The organism is Neobacillus sp. B4I6, from assembly GCF_050434045.1.
In the GTDB taxonomy this organism is placed as follows: domain Bacteria; phylum Bacillota; class Bacilli; order Bacillales; family Cytobacillaceae; genus Neobacillus.
In genome coordinates this window covers 169,956-192,408 of the sequence record NZ_JBNPWB010000001.1, presented here as the reverse complement: position 1 = coordinate 192,408, position 22,453 = coordinate 169,956, and the positions used below count along the sequence as shown (strand labels likewise).

General features: G+C 37.6%; 17 protein-coding genes and 2 pseudogenes. 8 read left to right on the top strand and 11 right to left on the bottom strand.

The features are described from left to right. Positions 1 to 1,530: 1,530 nt before the first annotated feature. The 9 genes and pseudogenes from QF028_RS00990 to QF028_RS00950 all read right to left on the bottom strand — a co-directional run bounded on the left by QF028_RS00990 (position 1,531) and on the right by QF028_RS00950 (position 7,700). Positions 1,531 to 2,181, bottom strand: a complete 651-nt coding sequence (locus QF028_RS00990) for a zinc ribbon domain-containing protein (protein ID WP_429463733.1) — start codon at positions 2,179 to 2,181, stop codon at positions 1,531 to 1,533. Then, positions 2,179 to 2,978: pseudogene (locus QF028_RS00985) on the bottom strand (recombinase family protein); the annotation flags it as partial. The gene QF028_RS00990 and the pseudogene QF028_RS00985, both read right to left, overlap by 3 nt. A 32-nt stretch (positions 2,979 to 3,010) precedes the next feature. Beyond that, positions 3,011 to 3,172: a hypothetical protein gene (locus QF028_RS00980; protein ID WP_429463437.1), complete on the bottom strand. Its 162-nt coding sequence runs from the start codon at positions 3,170 to 3,172 to the stop codon at positions 3,011 to 3,013. Between the two features lie 223 nt (positions 3,173 to 3,395). After that, the gene (locus QF028_RS00975; RefSeq protein ID WP_429463435.1) at positions 3,396 to 4,880 is read right to left on the bottom strand and encodes a recombinase family protein; all 1,485 of its coding nucleotides are present in this window, start codon (positions 4,878 to 4,880) and stop codon (positions 3,396 to 3,398) included. Next, positions 4,877 to 6,280, bottom strand: coding sequence for a recombinase family protein (locus QF028_RS00970; protein WP_429463433.1), 1,404 nt, complete (start codon positions 6,278 to 6,280; stop codon positions 4,877 to 4,879). Before QF028_RS00970 ends, QF028_RS00975 begins: the two co-directional genes overlap by 4 nt. Then, complete coding sequence (locus QF028_RS00965) at positions 6,277 to 6,450, bottom strand: hypothetical protein (protein ID WP_429463431.1); 174 nt, start codon at positions 6,448 to 6,450, stop codon at positions 6,277 to 6,279. The genes QF028_RS00970 and QF028_RS00965 overlap by 4 nt, the downstream gene beginning before the upstream one ends. A 52-nt stretch (positions 6,451 to 6,502) precedes the next feature. Continuing rightward, positions 6,503 to 6,724, bottom strand: a complete 222-nt coding sequence (locus QF028_RS00960) for a hypothetical protein (RefSeq protein ID WP_429463429.1) — start codon at positions 6,722 to 6,724, stop codon at positions 6,503 to 6,505. Then, positions 6,705 to 6,842, bottom strand: a complete 138-nt coding sequence (locus QF028_RS00955) for a hypothetical protein (RefSeq protein ID WP_429463427.1) — start codon at positions 6,840 to 6,842, stop codon at positions 6,705 to 6,707. The genes QF028_RS00960 and QF028_RS00955 overlap by 20 nt, the downstream gene beginning before the upstream one ends. Before the next feature lie 678 nt (positions 6,843 to 7,520). After that, positions 7,521 to 7,700: a hypothetical protein gene (locus QF028_RS00950; protein ID WP_429463425.1), complete on the bottom strand. Its 180-nt coding sequence runs from the start codon at positions 7,698 to 7,700 to the stop codon at positions 7,521 to 7,523. Positions 7,701 to 8,192: 492 nt separating this feature from the next. Between QF028_RS00950 and QF028_RS00945 the strand changes: the two genes are divergently transcribed. The 3 genes from QF028_RS00945 (at position 8,193) to QF028_RS00935 (ending at position 11,509) form a co-directional block, all read left to right on the top strand. After that, entirely contained in the window at positions 8,193 to 8,618 is a 426-nt protein-coding gene (locus QF028_RS00945; protein WP_429463424.1) for a MarR family winged helix-turn-helix transcriptional regulator, read from the top strand. Between the two features lie 340 nt (positions 8,619 to 8,958). Continuing rightward, positions 8,959 to 10,134 (top strand): MFS transporter, encoded by a 1,176-nt coding sequence (locus QF028_RS00940; RefSeq protein WP_429463422.1) that lies wholly within the window; start codon positions 8,959 to 8,961, stop codon positions 10,132 to 10,134. A gap of 244 nt (positions 10,135 to 10,378) precedes the next feature. Next, a complete protein-coding gene (locus QF028_RS00935) occupies positions 10,379 to 11,509 on the top strand; it encodes an NtaA/DmoA family FMN-dependent monooxygenase (protein ID WP_429463420.1) in 1,131 nt (376 codons plus the stop codon). Positions 11,510 to 11,752: 243 nt separating this feature from the next. Here QF028_RS00935 and QF028_RS00930 read toward each other — a convergent pair whose 3' ends face one another. Together QF028_RS00930 and QF028_RS00925 are read right to left on the bottom strand one after the other, a co-directional pair. Beyond that, entirely contained in the window at positions 11,753 to 12,970 is a 1,218-nt protein-coding gene (locus tag QF028_RS00930) for an IS110 family transposase (RefSeq protein WP_429463418.1), read from the bottom strand. Between the two features lie 211 nt (positions 12,971 to 13,181). Continuing rightward, positions 13,182 to 13,445 (bottom strand): hypothetical protein, encoded by a 264-nt coding sequence (locus QF028_RS00925; protein WP_429463416.1) that lies wholly within the window; start codon positions 13,443 to 13,445, stop codon positions 13,182 to 13,184. A gap of 274 nt (positions 13,446 to 13,719) precedes the next feature. Between QF028_RS00925 and QF028_RS00920 the strand changes: the two genes are divergently transcribed. The 5 genes and pseudogenes from QF028_RS00920 to QF028_RS00900 all read left to right on the top strand — a co-directional run bounded on the left by QF028_RS00920 (position 13,720) and on the right by QF028_RS00900 (position 22,436). Continuing rightward, a protein-coding gene (locus QF028_RS00920; RefSeq protein ID WP_429463414.1) for an IS3 family transposase occupies positions 13,720 to 14,882 on the top strand; the annotation gives its coding sequence in 2 pieces (ribosomal slippage) (positions 13,720 to 13,996 and positions 13,996 to 14,882; 1,164 coding nt in all). A gap of 739 nt (positions 14,883 to 15,621) precedes the next feature. Further along, positions 15,622 to 16,035: pseudogene (locus QF028_RS00915) on the top strand (recombinase family protein); the annotation flags it as partial. 644 nt (positions 16,036 to 16,679) lie between these two features. After that, on the top strand, positions 16,680 to 18,383 hold the full coding sequence (locus QF028_RS00910; protein ID WP_429463412.1) for a sigma-54 interaction domain-containing protein: 1,704 nt from the start codon (positions 16,680 to 16,682) through the stop codon (positions 18,381 to 18,383). 195 nt (positions 18,384 to 18,578) lie between these two features. After that, positions 18,579 to 20,651, top strand: coding sequence for a hydantoinase/oxoprolinase family protein (locus QF028_RS00905; protein ID WP_429463410.1), 2,073 nt, complete (start codon positions 18,579 to 18,581; stop codon positions 20,649 to 20,651). A gap of 3 nt (positions 20,652 to 20,654) precedes the next feature. Next, complete coding sequence (locus tag QF028_RS00900) at positions 20,655 to 22,436, top strand: hydantoinase B/oxoprolinase family protein (RefSeq protein WP_429463409.1); 1,782 nt, start codon at positions 20,655 to 20,657, stop codon at positions 22,434 to 22,436. The last annotated feature ends 17 nt before the right edge of the window (positions 22,437 to 22,453 follow it).

Here is a 22,453-nt window from a genome sequence, read left to right as displayed (position 1 = left end):
ACTCCTTTTAGTCATTAACTCAAAAAACAACCTATTATATTTAGTTAATATACTCCTAGTACTATAATGAATGCTAATTTTACGGGTAAAAAATGTATTTAACGATTGTTTTTCCTGTTCAGCTGCAGGGAAGTTAGAGAGGGATCGTGAGTTAAGAGTGGATGTGATGGTCGCCCTTCTTTTTATCCCTCAAATACTACTCTTTGAAGTCAAGTTATCGGAAAAGCAAGTTTGTACATGTTTTCCGATTCCTAAAATTAAACAATTATTTAAAATATAATTCAACATATATGTCAATTTTAACTTATGATAAATAATATAAGTTGTTTTTTATTTCATTGATAATAATATATGATTTTTTGAACAACGTTTTCTTTTAGTAACAGGATATGCGATATGCACTTTTACTGGGAAAGAAGTCCTTTGAAAAGGGTCTCTTTACCTTTTATTTATTTAAAATGTAACATTGGTTTGTTACCAAATCATTTTTTCATCATGACGTTTCATAGAGCATAAGTCATTCACCGTAGTATGACAGAGTAACTTTAGGTGCTATGGGAGGCAGCAAACTGTAACTCGAAGATTTTTATAAAAAGTTACATAAAGAGTACATTTTCATATTTGTGTACAAGACATTAAAGATATTAGTGATATATAAGAACCATCAGTTTTGTTCAAATTATTCAATGAACCCAAAGAAAAAGGCCATCCGTTTTAGGAGCAAATGGCTTTTTAAATAAAAATTGTATATTCCTTGATTTTGTGCCAATCGCTTTTGGGAGGTATATTTTTGGAGAAGAGGCCCAAACAATTTATTTACTAAAATACATTGGACTCCCGTTATTGGGAGTCCACAGCATGTAGTAATCTTCTTTGGAGAGCAAGAAAATAACGCCTTTTTATTTTAGCTTCTTTTATTGCTGCTAAAAAGAGGGAGTAGGACTAAATTACACCACACTATATAAACTGACTTAATTAAAGCAGCAGTTTATAAATGTCTTTTAAAATAACTGGTCGAAGTACAAATTTTTTGTTTGATTTATATTATGTCGAAGGTGTGAAAGTTTCTTGGGTTAATGCCTCAGAAATAGAAATGTTTGGCTGGCGACCTTACGGCAAATAAAACAACGACTTCTGGGCCAAGCCTCTCAATCAATTTGTAGATTATAACAATATTTATATAGGCTAGGAGAATTATTCGGAGATTACCATTCAGCATAATGGTCATTGTTATTAGGCACGCCACTCGAAAGATGATTGATCTTAATCCTTCCGTTTAAGATTCCTTGACTTTTTCCGAGGCATTTGGGTCCCAAAATGCATTCATTTTCAAATATGCTTCTACCTTCCTCTGTTCACATATTTGCTGTTAGAGCCGTTACGGTGAACCGTACCATAAGTAAATATAGGTTTCTGGTCGATTCTATTGGTTAGTTAGATTTGAGTATTTGTTTCCACACTCTACACATGTGGAGTGTATCTCGCAACTCATTTTAAAGAAAGGCAACTAACCCAACTGGGAGTTGCCTTTTATGTGTCTTGTAACGGATTTACAAAGCTGTATTGGATATGGACGGTGCCATCATTCTTACAAGTGACCTTCTCAACTAGAGAATGAAGGACATGCGGCGTTAATTCCTTTAGGTTTAGGACATCTTTCAATTTTTTGCCGATATTAATGGCGAAGTCCTCGTTGTCGCATTCCTGTAGTTTCTCATTAAGTTCGGCCTTTTTGATTTGAAGGTCTTTAATTTTGTTGTCCGTTAATTCCCGATATTCAACCAAATCTTCTTTTGAAATGATATTTTCAGTATAGAGGTCTACATATTCCAGCTTTTTGTTTCTTAATTTTTCTATTTCGGATTGGACCTTTTCTAGCTCTTTTAAAATGTTTCGCTTTTTTACATTAAGCTTATTTAATAAAGAGTTTAAGAAGGTCTCTTCCTTTAGAGAGTTAAACAGTGCTTTTAAGTCCTCCATAATCACATGCATAAGCTCTTTTTCCCGAACGGCCACCTTGTTAAGACAAAAAGTATCACCATGTCTAATATTTCCGCCGCAGCGGTAGCCCTTTTGATTGGCTTTAAACCACATGCCTTTTTGACATTCTTCGCAATAAAGAATGTTGGTAAAAAGGTGTTTCTTTGGGGCGGTAGCTGTTCTTGTACGGTTTTCTATCATCACCTGTACGGCATTAAAGGTCTCCTTTGGAATGATCGCCTCGTGGGTATTTTCGATAATCACGACACTTTCATCGCTTAACTCTCTCCGTTTAGAAGAGGTCACGGAAATCGTTTCTGTCCGATTCTGGACAAGATCACCGCAGTAATGGGGGTTATTCAAGATATTCTTGATACTGGAAGCATGCCATAAGTTTGAGGCATTCGTCTTATTAGCTGCTTGTGAAGGAGTAAGGACACCCTCAGTTGTTAATGTTTTCGCGATTGTATCCATTCCAGTACCGTCTAAATATTCTTGGAAAATCCGGCGGACAATGTCTGGTGAGTTATCATTTCTTATTTTTAAAACCCCATTTTCACAATTGTATCCGTATGGAGCATTTGAGCCGACAAACAGTCCCCGTTGTGCTTTTACCTTTTTAGCTTGTTTGTTACGGCGGCTGCTGTTAGCTGATTCGTTTTCATAAAGCCAAGCAAATAATCCGAAGTTCTGAACATTTCCTTCCACACTGTTAATAGAGCCGTCCAGACAAACCAAATGAATGCCATTTTCCTGCCATAAGTTCCAAAGTTCATAGGAAAGTTGCCCGTTCCGAGCTATCCGTGATAATTCTTTTGTTACGATGACGTCAAACATTCCTGCTTTTCCGGCTTCAATTAAAGCTCTTAACCGGGTCGGTTTCTTTTGGTACCGGATTTTTTGTCTGTGAATACCTTAACGATTTCCCAATTTTGTTGGGCGGCGTAATTAGTGTAAATGTCAATTTGGTTGTCAATCGATGTTCTCTGTGAATCCATTTCTGTTGAAACACGAGCATATACTGCACATCTCATGCACAATCACCACCTAGAGCAATTTTTTCATGAGATGCTGGTGAGTTTACATGGTTAGTATTAACGATTTTTTCCATTTCTAATTCAATGAGTTGTTGAAGAATCCGCTGCACATTCACCGCTTTATTTGGTGAAGCATAAGATCGAATGACTTTCATGTTGTTTTCCTCTCCCTCGATGTTTGTCTATGATGTATAATTTTCGGTACTTTGACCATACTAAGAATGTTTTTCTGTTATTTATCCATATTGGTATACCAATATGGGTGAATTACCGAACAACCCCTTTATAAAATCCCTTAAAAAAGGGATTTTGAGTAACGTATATTTGATTTTTATGGAAGGTAGAGTAATTTTCGGTAATCCGTCTACTAAATCAGTTTTAAGATTCGGTACTTTGTCCAGCAGGAAGTAACCCAAAGCTTTCAAAAACATTCTGCCGATATAATTCCTGCAATGGTTGTTCAGGAGACACCAGAATCTTATCAACGAAATAGAGGATGATCAGGCGTTTTTCTGATTCTCCAAGCTGTAAATGAAGCATTTGCTTGAACCGTTCAAAAAACAAATCAGATTGAACAGCTTTTTTTAGTTCATCAAGAATCTGCCGGCTGTCTTGAAGTGATTGCAGAGTCGACAAGGTTTGAGATTGTAGTTTTTCAATCATTACCTCAAGCTCTCTGTCTCCTTGTTCTTTTGCAATACAACCCTTTGCCGAATAATTGTCAATACGTTCAATCATATTGGTTATATTTTCATTTAAGGCAAGTTCAATTTCATTAAGGTACTTAATGGCAGAGGCTTTAATATCCTCACTTGATGCCAGAATGTGAACATGCTTAAAGACATTCGGCAATAGCTGTTCGTGAATATCATTGATGTCTATTTTGTAATTGCAGTTTTTACATACATAGTACTGATAGTAATATTTCTTTCCGTTTCTGGTTGTTGTTCCGTTTTGTGTTTGGAGTTTGTCGTGACAATGCTGGCAGGAGAGTTTATTAAGAAAGAGAAAAGGAGTATCCAGGCGGCCAAATTCATTTTGTAGTCTTGCGTTGTTGGCATTTAGGTGTAAAAAGAAATCATCAATTAATGGTTCATGAAAATCTTGAAACTCGTAGGATTTGCTTTTACTCTTACCCTTATAAACCGTCCACACAAGGTTTCCAGTATAAACTGGATTTTTTAGAATCTTTTCAACTGAGCTGGAGCGCCAATACTTTCCCTGCGGAGAAGGGATATCCGCTTCGTTAAATATAGCAGCAATTTTCGCCATAGATGTACCCCAGCTGTGCAAGAAATAAATGAACGTGACAATTTCAGCCTTTTCATTCGGAACTAGCTTTTTTCCAATCTGATCGTATCCATAAGGCACCTTTGAGCCGGGGCGAATATCCATTTCACCTTCAAGGTCAGCAACCAAACTGCCAAGTGCACGCTCTGATTTGATTTCGGATTCTTGTCGAAATAAGAGAAGCGAAATTTTTGTTTGTGGATGGTCCGGGTTAAACGGCTCGTCAGAATTCGTGGTGTATACCTCAATATTGGGCAACTTTTCACTTAGCGGGCGATAAAAATCCAATACAAAGGTATAGCCGGTGCGATCCATACGAGATTCTTCATAAAAGATGACACGCGGGATATTGGACTCAATCATCATTTGTTGCATGCGCATCAGTTCCTTTCGTTTGCTGGCACGCTTGGAGAAGGCGCTGGTTACATCTTCAATAAAAATAAAGTCATCAGGCACTTCCATTCCTTTGCGTCGTGCAAATTCCTGAATGTGTGCTTTCTGAATCTCTACGCTGCTATTTTCTTGTTGTTTATAGGATGATCGGCGAATATAGCCAAAAGCTAAGGTAGTCAAGCAATCTCATCTCCTTGATAGATAAAATCAGTATGAATGTCTTTCAGGTAATCGAACATTGTAACCTCTATATCAATTTGGCTTTGATAAACATAGAGTTTATGAATAAACAAGGTGTAAAGAAGAGCAGGATTGGCACCTGACTGATGAAGGAGGTAGTCTTCAACAGCTTTAACAGTCGTCTTGTTTTCCTCTAACAAGTCTTCTTTCTCTGAAAGTTCCTCTAACAAAAACGCTTTTTCATTTTTTAATTGAGTCATTTTCGCATATTGAGGATCTTCTTTCCAGTTTTTAGAGTAATCGTCCATATTGAGAATGATTTTTTCCATAACTTCGTTAAGCTGAGTTTCAATCGTATCCATTTCAGCCTCTAGTTCTTTTCGTATTTCACGAAAACGAAACAGTGATTCATTTAAAAGTTTTCTTGAATCTAAATGATGGACAATCTCGCTTAATACCATTTGAACGACTTTAGCCAGATCAACAAAAGTAATGCAGACCTTGGCATGGTTTCTTGAACAGGAGTAAAAACCAGTATTATTGATTTTGTCTATATGGTATTTCATTGGTTGTTGACAAGATCCGCAAATGGGTGTGAAAGCATTTTGAGCTGCCAATTTCCCGATTCTCTCTAAATAAGAATTAAAGACCAAACCTAACCTTTCCTGAATACGATTAAAAGTCGAAAGGTCTAAGTAGGGTTCTACATGATGAAGCTTGTTTTCTCCCTTGCTTAGGTCATATGCTGCATAAAATGGATCCCGAGCTATTCTAATTATTTCATCATCTGAGCGCTTCAGTATTTTCCGATATTTGTTGAGTAGCTCAGCGAGCTCATCAACTGTGGAAATCTCCAATAATTCATTGAAAAACTGGTTCAATATTTCCTTTTTATTGGTAGCATGCCGAAAATGCTTTGTTTCTTTTATCTTCTCGTATCCAAATTTTTTAGGAGGATACCTTCTTATTGCCTCCCTTGTTCTTCTAGCAATATTTTTTCCTTCAATATCACTAAAAATGTTCAATAAGCCTTCAAGAAAAACGTCTTCCGTTGCCTGAATATGTCCATTTCCAACAGAGGTATAGACCAGATGAACATCATGTTTTGTTCGTAAATCATGAAATTCCTGCGCTTCATAAGAGTCTCTAAATAAGCGAGTGCGGTCAAACGCGTATAAAGTATGAACCTTTCCTTGTTTGATCAATGAAATGACTTTTTGCATTTCGGGTCTTTCGTAAACAGAGAGCTTATTAGCCGATATTGCGTTTTCGTCAACAATTACGATTTCTTGTGGCAATAATTTTTCACGATAGGGTGCATCCGCCGAAGATTGCATTGCAAGATCCTGTCCTGCTGTGCTGACACGCCGGAAGAAGACATGGTATTTTTCGTTATTCACTTCAATTCACCTCGTTTGATTTTTGGCAATGTTTCATAAAGCAGCTTTGCCTGCAAACGATGTGGCAAATACAACTGTTCTAAAATCAATCGATTGATCAGATGTTGAATCCATACGTCCGTGGCTCCGTTGCTTTCTGAAACGGTTTGGATTTTTATCTTTTTCCTCATCTACTCACCTCCACCCATCAGCTTTGACGGGTAAAGGCTGGTTTTATACTAGTTAATCATCAAATAAATCGAAGCTTAACTGCTCTGAATGGTCTTCATATACCTTCTTTTTGACCAAGCTCACTTTTGGTTTAGGTTTGGTTGCTGACAAATCATCTTCAAAAAAATGAAAGTGAGACTGAGCAAATTGTTCCTGTTGGTCTCGTTTAATAAATACATGAATTAAACCTTTCTTTTGGCCAGGAAAGAGTGTCTTATCTAGCTTTTGATCCATTTCGTTCCCTCCTTTGTTTCTGGTATTCTTGGAAGCTATTGAAAATAAAGGGCGATAAACTTCCAGTTTGAACAGATTGTCGGAGCTTCTTGATGTACTGAGGCTGTTTTGTGCTCATGATGCAAGCCCCCTTTCCTGAAGGTGGTTGATAGCCTTCTCAGTATTGTTGCGGATTTTATTTGAAGGGGTCTTGATTGTCATTTTCATGGTGTAATTCCTCCTGCATTTTGGTTTTTGTTTCGGTAGTTCATCCACCGACAGGAAGAAACATAACCATTAGAGAAATAAATTCAAGAGGTAATATGTAGAATGAGAGGAAGATATGGACAGTTGTAGTAATTATTTAATTTAATAGTCCTACATATGTGTTTTAGTTGTTTGAAAGAAGATAGGAGGGTTAAGTGACTCTTGGTATATTCAATTTGGAGGTGCTCCATAAACATGGCTATCAACTGATCAAAGGATCAAAGGCTATTGAAGATGTTATAAATCGAGCTAAGTACAAGTGGCTAATATGTAAGGGAAGATGATTTCCTTATGCACTTTTCATTGTAGGAGTGTTTATTTGTTGGTCGTAATGATCCTTCCAAAATAGATTGGAGGGAATATATACTTTTAGGTTATGCGGGTTACTGACTATGAAAATACCCCACCCCTGTAGGTTAAAAAATATCGAATACGGATATTCTTTACAGGGGGAGTGGTATCTATCATGGGTATATACTTTAGTGCGAAGCTGGGAACCCGGATGATGCTGCTGTTTAATACCTGAATTTCTTCACCTTGTCATTTGCTTTTAAAGCATATGCAGTTTCGCCCGCATATATCGTGACAAGCACCATTGACCGTAGCCAATCGAAACTCCACCGAAACCGTTACTTGCAAGGAGCCGTTCCCGCTCCTTCTCCAGCAATCCGGCCCAAACAGCAGAAAGACCTTGACTAATGATTGCTAGTGCTGATTTTCTTTCTCGCATTGGCTCAGCTCACCTGACCTCTTATTTAGCGTGACTTAAGGGCATTTCCCACGGTTATTTTTTTCTGTAGTTTCACTCATATCGGAACTACCAAGCGATAGCGTTTTGACAGAGGAAGCTTCTCTGATCATATTAAGGGTTTATCTCGTTTGTTGTGATATTAATAAAACCTTTTCATAAGTTTATTGCAAGACTTTACTTAGGGTTTTTAATTATAGGAGTTAATAAGAGGAAATTTGTAATGTTTCTGGCAATTGACTGATGTATGTTTTGGCAGTATGTTTATAAATCTTTCTGAATCATAACTTAGGGGTAAACCTGTATACACACTAATATTTATTCATATTTGTGAAGCGATGCTTACTGTGCTAACTGGGCAGTTTAGTTGAAGACGTAATTCATCTTAATAGGTCCCAAGATAAGTTGACATCGAGATTTCACCATGATATATTTAGCTTGCTAAATATATCTTTATCTAGTGGAGGTTTATCTATGAACGATAATGTTGATTGCGATATTCGTCAGTCGTTAGATAAAATTTCATTTCAGATGCGTCGAGATTATAATGAAAGCCTAGGAGAACTTAATCTTTATGTAGGCCAAGATAAGTTACTCTCTCGTTTGTGGTCAGGCGATGGGGTAACACAAATGCAACTATGTGAACATTTAAAATGCGAACCGCCTACGGTAACAAATATGGTTAAATCACTAGAGCAAAACGGATTTATATACCGTAAACGTGATAAACAAGATGCAAGAGTTATGAGAATTTATCTAACCGACAAAGGCAAAGAATTAGAGATGCCGGTTCATTTAAAATGGAAACAGCAGCAAGAAAAATTACTCAATTCAATTTTACCGGAAGAACGCTTAGTATTAAGTCAACTAATGAAGCGAATGGAGAGAAACTTTTCCTAAGTTTTCTCTTTATAAATATTTAGCATACTAATATTTAGCATACTAAATATTTTCGTGATTTGAGTTTCTTCCCTTTATCTCAATTGTTAGTAATGTTTGTTAAGCAGTATCAACCGCTTACGGGTTCGGCCTGTTAAGCGCCTTTCACAGTGAAGAAAGTAAAGGGGATGTAAAAAATCATATTGAGGATCACTTGTAAGAAGCATGCAGTCCTTCTCGCATGAGTATATAAAGTTTGTTTTTATATTGGGGAATGCGATGAAGATTCAAGTAATCATAATTCAAACTAAATTTCCAAATACAGAATTGTAAAATATTTAATACAAGGTGGAGAAATAAAGTGAATAAATCTTGGAAACTGAAAATATACTTGCTGACTCTGATCAGCCTTATAGCCGGTACTTCGCAAAATGTCTTTGTGGGTATTCTAGACAAAGTTGCTGATTATGCTGGTGTAACGGAGTCTGCTGCTGGGCAGCTAATTACTTTATTCGCATTCGCTAATGCAATAGGTACGCCTATCATTATATTAGCAACAGCGAAGTTAGATCAACGTAAGCAGTTGCTAATGGCTCTCTGCTTCATCGTAATCGGAAGTGTCATGACAGCCGCTCTTCCTGGTTTCGGCTTTTTGATGGTATCGCGCATTGTACTTGGAATAGGAACGGGCGTCTTTGTCGTCACTGCTTATTCTCTCGCTACAAAAATAGCTCCACCCGGTCATCAGGCAAGTGCCATTGCTACTGTGACAATGGGCTTTAGTGCTTCTCTTGTCCTGGGAGTCCCTATAGGCCGTATCATCGCTGCTTCATTCGATTGGAAGGTAATCTTTTGGGGTATCGGTCTCTTATGCCTTCTAGCTATTTTTGCCGTTGCTAAAATGATCCCTACAACAAAAGGAGAAACGCCAGTTCCTTTAGGTAAACAACTCGCACTTTTGAAGAATCCCAAGATTGCTATGGCTCTCAGCGTGACATTCTTTTTATTTATCGGATACTCGATGTTTTATACGTATATTACGCCTTTCCTGAATGACGTCTCGCCGATGAGCGAACAAGCAGTGAGTCTTACTCTCTTAGTTTTCGGGATTGCGACATTAATTGGCTCCAAGCTAGGTGGGTTTATGACTGATCGTTTAGGCTCTACCCGTTCACTGTTTTTCGGCATGTCTGTCAACGTCTTCGCCCTTATACTGCTCTCCACCATAGCAGGGCCGCATATTATGACTCTTGTTTTACTTATGGTTTGGGCGATTGCCTCTTGGACATCAGGGCCAACCTTGCAATTCAACGTCGTATCACTTGCTCCTGGAGCATCCGGAATTGTACTTAGCTTAAACAGCTCCTTCTTGCAACTTGGAAATGCCACTGGTGCAGGTATCGGAGGACTCGTCACTAGTGGATTTTCAATTCAATCAATCAGTTGGATAGCTGCTGCTTCGGTTGTGATTGCAATTAGTTTTTTGGCGATTTCATTAGGTCAGTTACGTTCCAAGACCAAAGTTACCAGCAATTGAAAACATTATCTAAAAGGGTAATATCCACATATTGAAACAAAAATACCTGGCTTAGTCGTTCGCATATTCGCCGATAAAGGTTTTTTGTTTAAAACTTAACCGCACTAGAGAGGTGGAACAGTGGAAGGCTGAAACATGATTATTATGTTTCAGCCTTCCACCAACTGTTAAACAATAATTACAAGGTGAAGAATGTACCCTAGCGCTAATTTACTAACCAAATCATAGAAAGGAAAAGATATAAATGACAGAGAAAAAACAACTTAAAATAGGTGGTACTATAGATGGAGTAGGCTGGAATTACATGGGTTGGCGTCACCCAGATATGCCAGCTAATGCAAGTGAAAGCATTGATTACTATGTACAAAAAGCTAAAAGATTAGAAGAAGGAAAGTTTGACACCATCTTTTTAACTGATGTCAGCCATATTGGACCTGGTATGATTCCACATTATCTCAGCATGTTTGAAGGTGTAACTATTCTGTCTGCCTTAAGCATGGTGACTCATTCAATCGGGCTTATTGCAACAATTGCCACTTCCTATGCAGACCCATTTACCGTGGCCCGACAGATGGCTTCTTTAGATAAAATTAGTAATGGCCGTGCAGGTTGGAATGCGATCACTTCGAATCCGGGAGGATTGGCAAATTATAGCCGCACCCATCTTTCAAAAGCAGATTTGTATCCAATGAAAAAAGAGTTTTTAGAGATTGTCGAAGGCCTTTGGGACTCCTATGAGGATGACGCTTTTATACGGGATAAAAAAAGCGGTGTATTCTTTGATCCACAAAAAATGCATGCTCTAGACTATAGAGGAAATTACTTTTCAGTGGATGGTCCGTTGAATATTAGCCGTTCCAGACAAGGAAGACCGGTTATTTTCCAAGCTGGCACCTCTTCGGATTTCATGAATCTAGCTTCTAAGCATGCAGACGGTGCATTTATCCCTTCTGATGACTTAGAGGAAGCTAAATCATTCAGTAAAGAGTTAAGAAGAAGGGTGAAATTAGAAGGGCGTTCGCCTGATGATTTCATAATTACACTCTCACATAATCCGATTGTAGGAAGGACAGAAAGAGAAGCTGAAGTAAAATTTCAGGAGTTAGAGAGCTTAATGCCATATGGGTATAGAATACCAAAACCGAAATTATTTGGTTCGGCAGAAAAAGTGGCAGAACAAATTCAACACTGGTACGAGGCAGGTGCGATGGACCTATTGAAAATCAGACAGGAACATCCTTCAGGATTTGATGACTTTATTGATTTAGTCGTTCCTATTTTGCAAGAAAAAGGAATTTTTCGTAAGGAATATGAATCAAACACTTTACGTGGTAATTTGGGTCTACCTTATCCTGAAAATAGATACTCAATTTAAAAGCTGTTTTCTTAGAAAATTGATTGGTTAACATTAAAAGTGGCTCACCCTTTTGGGGAGAGGCACTTTAATATTACCTAGCAAATATAATGTAAACTTTGTGAAGTATTACACTTAAACTACCATGAAAATTAACTTCTGTGAGAACCGGAAAATGGCAATACTTAAATAGACGCAGCTTATTCATTTTTTAAAAAAGAGAGGAGCGCCTGATCAGGGTGTTTATGGACTATGAATAATGGATTAGGATGCTTCGGTAATTGTCACAGTATAACCTAAGTTTTCTAGTCTTCGAACTGAATGGCGTACAATAGAAACTTGTTTTTGTTTATCGAAATAATCTTCGCCTAAGTCAACATACATTTCTTTTCGGGTTAGAAGATAATATGCGATTCGCAAAATCGCATGAGCGACTACAATTGCTGCTTTCTTCTTTCCTTTTCGTCCAGCTGTACGTCTATACAGTGCACCGAGATAATTTTTTGACCCTCTTACTGATTGAGCTGCTTCTGTTAATGCGGATCTTAAATACTTATTTCCCTTTTTAGATCTGCTAGACTTCCTTTTACCTGCGCTCTCATTGTGACCAGGGACCAAGGCTGCCCATGAACATAAATGTGCGGCAGTCGGGAATTGATTTCCAACGTCCGTACCAATTTCAGCTAAGATTTGCTCAGCCATTCTTGTGGCGATACCAGGAATAGAATCGAGTCGTTCTATATCTTCCCGATAAGAGCTTACTCTTTGCGCTATCTCTTGATCCAACATTTCAATTTGCTCACTTAGAAAATCAATATGAGTTAAAATCGTTTTTAACATTAAGCGTTGATGTGGGTTAACATAGCCCTGAAGTGCCAATTCAAGTTCTTCCTTTTTCTTTTTCATTGAACGACGAGCGAAGTTTGCTAGTTTTTCAGGATCATTCTCACCATCTGCGATTGCTCGAAGCATATCCTTCGACGAAACTCCCATAATATCAGATACAACAGAACCAAGTTTGATATTGGCACCTTCTAAAACCTTTTGAATCCGATTGTGTTGTCTGGCGCGTTCTTCAATAATACTACGGCGATAGCGAACCAGTTCCCGCAGTTCTCGTTGGTTCCGATCAGGAATGAAACTAGCTTTAAGTAGTCCATGGCGAAGAAGTTGGGCAATCCATTCTGCATCCTTAACATCAGTTTTGCGTCCTGGGAGAGCTTTCATATGTTGGGCATTTACCACTAAAAATTCGATTCCTTCGGACTCTAATAAGTTAACAATAGGTTTCCAATAAACACTCGTGCTTTCCATAGCTACGTGAGTACAATTATTCTCCTTAATCCAGTCCAATAACTTTAAAATAAAAACCGTTTTAGTAGAAAATGTTTGAATCTCCTTTCCTTGTGAAGTCATAATGCAAGCAGTGATATTGTCCTTATGGACATCCAAACCACATGCTCTTTCAATGATTACATCCATTGAAAACTTCCTTTCTAGGCTTGTATATTGGAGGCTGGTGCAACAATCAGAATTAGGATTAATCTACCATGAGTGCTTCCCGTAAGGGAGCGACAGTTTGTGGTGCACCGTGGTCGTTGGAGTCAGACTAACGGATGGGCTCTAAGGCACCATAGTTTATCGACCTTCCTCTCCCAGCCTTAGGAACATTATCGCCGGATTCAATATATTTTCATTCTTTGTGGTGAAGCGCCGATTTTTGCGCTTCATGGATGGCTAACGGGTGCTTTAATACAATAAGGAACAAAATTAAAGAGCCTAAAATATGCAAGTTTTTATGCATTTCTTGCGTATTTTGGCTCTTTTTACATACAAAAAAGATACTGCCATTTATAGCATTTTTTAATTGCCGAATACAAATTTGTAAATTATCCATTAAATGGTATAATGAGATTGCATAAAGTGCAGTGGCTTTTATCAAAGTAGAAGCTACCAAGTAAGAAACCCTTCAAGCCGATTGGTATGAAGGGTTTCTTTATTAATATCGAACTCACCAGCACCTATGTGTTGCCACATACACTCCGCACATGTGGAGTGCAGGAACAAAACGGTGGAAAACCTGTATTACCCCAATTAATTTTACTTCCTTAAAAGAGGGAGTTTATTAAAAACTGCCTCTAGTTGTAGACTAACCTAATAAAATGAGACACGATAAAACACCTTCGAAATGGTACACTGAAATTAAGTACTAAAATCGGAGGTGTTTTTGCATGGGCAAAAACGTATATTCTAGTGAAACAAAATGGGCAGTGGTGAAGGATAAGATGTCAGGGAAGTTAACTAATCAAGAGATTATGGAGAAGTACGGAATTAAAAATGTCTCTCAGATAAAGACATGGATGAAATGGTACCGAGAGAATGAGATACATCGTTTTGATCAGCCGATTGGCAAACAATATTCGTACGGGCTTGGACCAGATAATGTGAGTGAAGAGGAAAAGAAAGATCGGCAATTTACTCACTTGAAACAGGAGAATGAAATCTTAAAAAAGTATTTGGAGATGGTAAAGGAGTTGAAAAACAAGTAGTCCTACAGATCGTTGAAAAGTTCCGTAAGAAGTACACGGTTACGGCGATTTTATCTGCCCTATCCTTGCCGCGTGCTACCTACTATCGGTGGGCAAAAGCGGGAAAGGACGTATTAACTAAAGAGGAAGAAATCATCATAACTATATGCCAAGAAACAAAATATCGATACGGGCACCGTAAGATAAAGGCTATGTTATATCGTGACTATAAGATTAAATTGAATCGTAATACTGTTCAACGTATTATGCAAAAACATTATTTACAATGTCGTGTAAAGCCGAAACGAAAGTGGAAATCGCAGGGAGAATCCGTTGTTATTGCACCCAATATTTTAGAACGAGATTTCACAGCCAGTGCTCCAAATCAAAAGTGGGTCACCGATATTACTTACCTACAATATGGTCCATCTACGTTGTATTTGTCGACTATTGTGGACTTGTATAACAATCAAATTGTGGCATATAAGATATATGATCATCAACAGACTCCACTTGTGTTGGATACACTTAAAGCAGCTTTAAGTGCACGTAGAAACCCATCCGGAGTCATCCTTCATTCTGATCAAGGAAGTGTATATACATCATATGCCTTTCAGAAGTTTGTGAAAGAGAGTAACCTGATTAGTAGTATGTCAAGACGTGGAAATTGTTGGGATAATGCAGTTATTGAGTCGTTTCACTCCAACTTGAAATCAGAGGAGTTCCAATATATTAAGTTCAACTCAATAAGCTTAAAGGACGTACGAAATCATGTAAATGAATACGTTAAACATTATAATGAAGAACGCATTCAAGAAAAATTAGGCTACCGAACCCCCATTGAATTTGGGAGTATGGCAGCCTAATAAGGGTGTTTTATCTCTGTCTCAAATGACTAGGACAGTCTATTGTGTAGGGTGCTTTGTTCGATAGCAACCTAACCTTTCAATAAAATGACCACATTTTTGGTCACGGAATAGATGTTTTTTTAATCTTACAAGATATAATTTAATGATATTCACCAGTTAAAAAGGGAGTTAAGTCAAGACTTTAAACTACTAGAAACACTAAATCCCAAAAAAGATACTGCCATCTAACTTAAAACCGCTAGTGACCTGCGTGCCAGGTTAGCTGGGTTCGATTCTCAGGCGGTCCCGCCAACTCAATGTTTCTTACATATTGGTCGGATAAGTTTCACAACGATTTATTTGTACTTTTTTGACGAGTCCGTTGAGACCGTTTAACAAGACCGTGTGAATATAGTTAGTCTGTAGCCTTCTATTATTAAAAAATGTAGGAGGTTTTTTTGATGTCAAAAACAAAAAATGAAATGTTAGAATGTATTCGAGAAATGATATTTAATTATCATTTACATGAGCTCTAAGGCACCAAAATGTAACGACATGCTTTGCCGATCTTTATAAAAGAATAGTCCGAGGGTACCCAATTTCATTTTCTGTGGTGTAGCGTGCGATGCACGGGTGGCTTAAGGATACGTTTAGTTTAACAAGCAGTATAAAAGGATCTTCGACTGGAAGATCCTTTATACTATATAAGACCTATTAACATAAAACAATTTTAAGAAACTTTCTTTAATTCCTCTGTGGGGACGTTCTCTATATTCATTCGCTTGATCGCTTTGGTCGGAACAAAGAAGAAATTTTACAAGAGTGGAATGACATTACGAAAAATACTCAGGCTGACATTGTGGTATTGGATATGCCTCTATTGGATACCACTCAGTTTAAAGACAGTCTAGGCACCTTCATTGCAGATCTGGTATTACAAATTCTTTCTTGGAAGGCAGAAGACGAACGCAATCCAATTCGAAAACGACAGCGTGAAGGCATTGATGTGGCTTTGAAAAATGGCGTAGCTTTTGGAAGACCGAAATCTGTAATTACCGAAGAGTTTAAACAAGTTTATCATAAATGGAAATCCGGAGAGATGACAGCTGTGAAGGCCATGCAAGAAATAGGGGTTAAAAAAACCACTTTTTATAAGTTAGTTAAGGAGTAAGAAATAAAATTGAAAAGTACCAATGTATAATAGAACTCGAAAAAAATAGCCTTTGCTCAACGGGAGCAAAGGCTATTTACAATGGGGAATACATTATTATTATCACCAGTTTTAAATATATATATCTATTTTAAAATTCGAAGTGTTGATTTTTTGAATGTGAATAATTACCTACCAAATAACATTCTATTTCACTAGAGAGCGGATTTCAGCATGAATCTTAATTAAAGAATAGAAATTTTTAACTGAATTCTAATTAGTAATTCATTTAAAGGTAGGAAAGGAGTTTACAAATTATTTTTTTCTTCCCAAATTTGTAAAGAGCAATTTAAATTTTTTTAAACCAGGGGGGAAAAGAATGGACAATTCCATATAAAATAGAGAGGTAGGAATATCAAAAACTAAGAGAAATTTTTAAAAATTCAAACTTTGTTTTCTACGAATTTTAGCGATTCTTGTACTATGAAGGTCGTTTTTTTATTGGTTTTCTAAAGAGAAGCAGTCTATAGGTAAACATTAACAAAATATCTAGACCGAAATAAAAAGGATTTTTCTCGAATTTAGCAGAATTATTGAACAAATATAATTTTAAATGTATATGTTTACCCATGTCGATATTTAGAAGATAAAAGGAGGATGTCAATTTGTTTTCATTGCAGGAGATCGGTAAAAATCTTCCCTTCGGCCTTCTATTGGTAGATTTCAAAGGTGTAATCCATTTTGCAAACCCATTATGTGAAAAGATTCTCAATCTGCAAAAGCCTTACAAGAAATTTATACAGGATGTGTTACCGGGTAGTAATATTATTAAATTAATCAAAGATGGTAATGTTGAGATAACTAATAATTTCTCTAATATTGATATGTGTTTATGGAGCAGCTGCTTAGTAAAAGGAAAACTCGGAGGGGTGCTTTTCTTTGAAAAAAAGATCTATCAGACCTTTATTAATAACTCTACAAAAGTAATTGAACTTAAACAAGAACTGGAAGCGATTATGAATTTGAGTGGTGAATTAGTTACGATTACGAATGCAAATGGAATGGTATTGCGGGTTAATAACGCTTGTGAACAAATTCTTGGTGTAAAGGAATCTGATCTTGTCGGCAGATCTGCTTCCGTTTTAGAGAAAAATGGAGTGATTGATGAATCCTCAACCAAGCATGTCATTCAGGATAAACGCAAGATTACTATGAATCAAACGACAAAATCTGGACGTAGGTTAATAGTTGAAGGACATCCTATTTTTCATTCAGATGGGACGTTAAGCAAGATCATCAATATTTCTAAAGATGTAACGGAGGTATCTAACCTCCAAAAAAAATTAGAAGAAACGAAAAATATTCTTGACTATTTTCAACAGGAACTTAGCATTCTCCAAAAGAAAGATCAAGAATTCGTTGTTAAATCTAAGTCCATGGAAGCAATTTATGAGCTTTCATGCAGAGTTGCAAATGTTGATGCAACCATTTTTCTGAATGGTGAAACCGGTGTAGGTAAGGAAGTTTTAGCCAGAACGATTCATAATTTGAGTAATAGAAAAGATGCACCATTTATAAAAGTGAATTGTGGAGCAATCCCAGAAAGCATTATGGAATCTGAGCTTTTTGGTTATGGAAAAGGTACTTTTACCGGTGGAAATAAAGATGGCAAAAAGGGGTTAGCTCTTGCTGCACATAAAGGCACGTTATTTTTAGATGAGATTGGTGAATTACCGCTTAATTTACAAGCTAAATTACTTCAATTATTACAAGAAAAACAATTTACTCCGCTTGGAGAAACAAAACCTGTTCAGGTAGATGTTCGATTTATTGCAGCCACCAATCGTAATTTAGAGGAAATGGTAAGACAGGGAATCTTTCGCGAAGATTTATATTATCGTTTATTTGTCATACCTATTACGATACCCCCTTTATCTCAACGAAAAGAGGATATCCCATTCTTGATCACCCATTTTTTAGAAGCATTTGGTCAAAAATATAAATTATATAAAACACTTGATAAGGAAGTTATACAATTTTTTATTGATTATGAATGGAAAGGAAATGTAAGAGAATTACAAAACACTATAGAGAGACTAGTTCTTACATCATCAACAAAGCATATAGAGTTAAAGGATCTACCAGATAAGCTTGTTATGTCCACCGGAAAACCAACTGGTTCAGTAGCTAAAACTCTAAATTTAAAACATGAAGTCGAGCAATTTGAGAAGCAAATGATCATTCAAGCATTAGAAACTTCATCAACAATGAAGGAGGCAAGTAAAAAATTAGGGGTAGATGCGTCTACCATTACTCGAAAAGTTCAAAAGTACAACATTAATATTGCAAAATTGCAATTCTTATTGTGATTTTGCAATATTTCTTTTTTAGTTTTATTTTTATGAATTTTACGAATATAAACACCCTTTATTTTATTTTTAAATTGCAGTTTTGCAATTTTATAATTAGATTCCTTCAATAATCTCTTGTTTTATCCGCATTTTATTTTGGCACGGTTCTTGCATTATAAAGTTTGAAGACATTACAAAGGAGGTAGAAGTGTTATGAAATTATTTGGCGTAGACGTAGGTGGAACTTTTACAGATGTAATTTATAACGATACCGAAAAACGAATGACAGCTATTCACAAAGTACCAACAACCTTGGATGATCCATCCACAGGCGTTGTTCAAGGAATGCTTGAACTTTGTGAGCGTCAAAATATTGATAGAACTGAAATTGATCATGTTTTTCATGGAACAACAATTGCTACAAATGCGATCCTTGAGTACGACGGGGCTAAAACCGGAATGATTACAACAGAGGGTTATAAGGATATCATACATATCGGGCGGCATCAGCGACCTCAAAATTATTCTATCATGCAGGAAATTCCCTGGCAGGATCGACCGTTAGTACAACGAAGAAATCGTTTAGCGGTTGCCGAGAGAATGGGTCCAGCTAAGGACCAAGTCATCACCCCATTAGAAGAAGACCAAGTTCGAGGAGCAGTCGCAAAGTTAAAGGAAAAGGGGGTTGATTCTATCATTGTTAACTTCTTATTTTCCTATATCAATCCTGCACATGAGCAACGAGTAAAGGAAATTATTGAGGAAGATTATCCAGAAGCATTTATCACTGTATCATCTGAAGTTTCACCGCAATTTCGTGAATTTGAACGTTTTACAACAGCCTCCATTAACGGATTTGTTGGGCCAAAAGTTAAAAACTACATCCAAAACCTAGAACAGCGCCTGAAGGATTCCGGAGTTTCTGCAGAACTTCATATCATGTGTTCAAATGGTGGTGTGGCAACACCAAAAACTGTTTCTGAAAAGCCTGTCAATACTCTGTTATCAGGTCCAGCAGCAGGCATCCTGGGAGGAGCGTGGGCCGGAGAATTAACAAACCGTCAAAAGTTGATTACCTTTGACGTTGGAGGAACTAGTGCCGACATTGGAATTATCACAGATAGTGGTTATAGTGAATCCTCCGCTCGTGACACATGGATTGCCGGTTATCCTGTTATGGTACCTATGATTGATATTCATACCATTGGGGCTGGCGGTGGCAGTATCGCTCACCTTGATGAAGGTGGAGCATTCAAGGTAGGACCAAGAAGCGCCGGTTCTCGTCCGGGCCCTGCATGTTATGGTCATGGCGGTTTAAAGCCGACAGTAAGTGATGCAAACGTCGTGCTCGGAAGAATTGATGAGCATAACTTCCTTGGCGGAGAGATGAAAATCTATACTAATGCCGCATACAAGGTAATTGATGAATTAGCTGAGAAATTAGAGCTTAGCAGAGAAAGAACAGCAGAAGGTATCCTTCAAATCATGAATAACAACATGGCCAATGCCATTCGAGAAAAAACCATTCAAAAAGGTGAGGACCCAAGGGGATTTTCATTGGTTGCTTTTGGCGGTGCAGGTCCGCTGCATGCTGTGGATGTCGCTCAAATATTGAATATTCCAGAGGTCATTGTCCCGTTATATCCAGGAATTAATTCTGCCACCGGTCTATTAACGACTGATTTAAAGTATGACGTGATTAAAACTGAATTTATGTTTAGCACAAATATAGATTTCCTTACGCTGAATGAAGATTTTACTGTTTTAGAAAATCAATTGATTGAACAATTAAAAGAAGACGGTGTTGAAGAGACGGATATTCAGGTGCTGCGAAGTGCTGATTGCCGATATGCAGGTCAGGGATATGAACTTCGGGTTGATTTGCCAAGTGGGCTGCTTGACCAAGAAACAATTATTGAAGCATTGAATAATTTTCACGAGAGTCATAAAGCGGAATATGGACATAACTTCCTTGAAAGCCCAATTGAGTTTGTTAACATACGCGTAACTGGTTTGGGTTATATGCCAAAAATTGAAAAGCAGGCGATCCATCACGATTATCAGTTGGAAGACGCCTTATTAAAAACAGGTGAAACGATTTTTAATATCAAGGGAAACCTTGAAAAAGTAGAAACAAAATTTTATCAAAGAGAAAAGATTCCTGTCGGTAAGGAATTTAATGGTCCGTGTATCGTGCTTCAAAAAGATACAACCACTGTCATTCCTCCCAACTGTACCGCTTATATCGAGGAATACGGAAATATGATTATCAAGGTAGGTGTATAGGCGATGACACAAATTAGTACCCAAGTAAAAAAGATCGATCCGATTACTGTTCAGGTTGTCCTCGGTGCTTTAGAAAATGTTGCAGTAGAAATGGGGCATAAGCTTGCCCGGATGTCTTATTCCAGTATTATTCGAGAATCTGAAGATTTTGGCTGTGCGCTTGTAGATATCAAAGGACAGCAGTTATGTGAGTCTTCACATAGTACTCCGCTTCAATCCGGACCTATTCCAGGGTATGTAAAAGGAATCCGTCAAATTATGGAGGAGCGGAATGATACTTTCAATCCTGGGGATGTCATTATGCATAATTCACCATATCACGGAGCTTCCCACGGCCCCGATGTTGGGTTTTGCATCCCTGTGTTTTATAAGGATGAGCTGATTGGTTTTTCCGTTACCACTGCACACCATCTAGATATTGGAGCATCCACACCAGGAAGCTGTGGAATTGTAGACGCGGTTGATGCATATGCTGAAGGCCTTCAATTTAAAGCCATAAAGGTGTATGAAAAAGGAGTAAAAAATCGTTATATTTGGGATTTATTAATGGATAACATTCGTGCACCGAAATTAGTCGTCGGCGATATGGAGGCACAAATTGCTTCCGCTAAAATTGGAGCACAAAGGTATATCGAGATTATTGAGAAATATGGGTTAGAAACTGTTCAAGCTGCCAGTGAAGAATTAATGAATTACTCAGAGAAGATGATGAGGGATGCGATTAAAAAGCTCCCAGATGGAGAATACAGTGCCGAAGGCTTTTTAGATGGATATTTAGACAGTGATGATCCTACCAAGAAAGATTTACGAATAAAGGTAACAGTGAAGGTTGAAGGAAGTGATTTGACTGTTGACTTAACCGGAACTGCCCCTCAAGTGACAGATAAGCCAATCAATATGCCTTTAGTAGGAACTGTGGATATTGCTATCTATCTAACTTTACGTTCCATCTTACTAGATTCAACGGTTTATGGGAATTTCCCGCAAAACTCTGGGTTAATACGGCCAATAAAGATTGTAGCTCCTAAAGGTACATTATGTAATCCTATTTTTCCGGCGCCAACTATTGCTCGTTTCAACTCAGGAAATATTGTAGCTGATACTTTAATGAAAGCATTAGCCCAGGTGGTTCCACATCAGGTAAGTGCAGGGGTAGGTAACCTTCAAGTGGTTGCTTTTAGTGGTAAAAATGAGGATGAAAATTACTGGGTTTACATGGATATTATGGAAGGAAGCTACGGCGGCCGCTATGGAAAAGATGGAATGGATGCCGTTGATACTTTATACGCAAACACTAGAAATAACCCAATTGAAGATATTGAATCCCACTACCCTCTAAGAGTAAATCGTTATGAGCTAAGAGATAACGAAAGTGCTCCTGGTAAGTGGCGTGGTGGAATTGGGTCTATCCGAGAAGTCACTTTCTTAGCTGATGGAAGTTTTTCTGTGGAAGCAGACGGCTATAAATTTGCACCTTGGGGCTTTGATGAAGGGAAATCAGGTTCTGTTGGAAGCTTGTCTATCTTAGACAAAGAAACTAATGAACTTGTAAAACTGCCTTCTAAACTTCCGAACAGACACGCAAAATCTGGAAGTACCATTCAATTAGTTGGTCCTTGTGGTGGAGGATACGGCAATCCATTCGAAAGGGATCCGGAAAAGGTGCTGTCCGATTACTTAGACGGATTTATTTCCAAAGAAAAATCCTCTATGGAATATGGAGTTGTCATTACTGATTCAGAAAAAGTAGATGACGAGAAAACAATTGAGTTAAGAAAAAGTTAATGTTTCAAAAAAATGGA

Coding starts and splice junctions, on each gene's coding strand:
- QF028_RS00980 (WP_429463437.1), bottom strand. CDS start 3,172: ATGAAAGTCATTCGATCTTATGCTTCACCAAATAAAGCGGTGAATGTG.
- QF028_RS00945 (WP_429463424.1), top strand. CDS start 8,193: ATGAACGATAATGTTGATTGCGATATTCGTCAGTCGTTAGATAAAATT.
- QF028_RS00950 (WP_429463425.1), bottom strand. CDS start 7,700: ATGCGAGAAAGAAAATCAGCACTAGCAATCATTAGTCAAGGTCTTTCT.
- QF028_RS00905 (WP_429463410.1), top strand. CDS start 18,579: ATGAAATTATTTGGCGTAGACGTAGGTGGAACTTTTACAGATGTAATT.
- QF028_RS00965 (WP_429463431.1), bottom strand. CDS start 6,450: ATGAGGAAAAAGATAAAAATCCAAACCGTTTCAGAAAGCAACGGAGCC.
- QF028_RS00930 (WP_429463418.1), bottom strand. CDS start 12,970: ATGGATGTAATCATTGAAAGAGCATGTGGTTTGGATGTCCATAAGGAC.
- QF028_RS00990 (WP_429463733.1), bottom strand. CDS start 2,181: ATGATAGAAAACCGTACAAGAACAGCTACCGCCCCAAAGAAACACCTT.
- QF028_RS00960 (WP_429463429.1), bottom strand. CDS start 6,724: ATGGATCAAAAGCTAGATAAGACACTCTTTCCTGGCCAAAAGAAAGGT.
- QF028_RS00900 (WP_429463409.1), top strand. CDS start 20,655: ATGACACAAATTAGTACCCAAGTAAAAAAGATCGATCCGATTACTGTT.
- QF028_RS00955 (WP_429463427.1), bottom strand. CDS start 6,842: ATGAGCACAAAACAGCCTCAGTACATCAAGAAGCTCCGACAATCTGTT.
- QF028_RS00935 (WP_429463420.1), top strand. CDS start 10,379: ATGACAGAGAAAAAACAACTTAAAATAGGTGGTACTATAGATGGAGTA.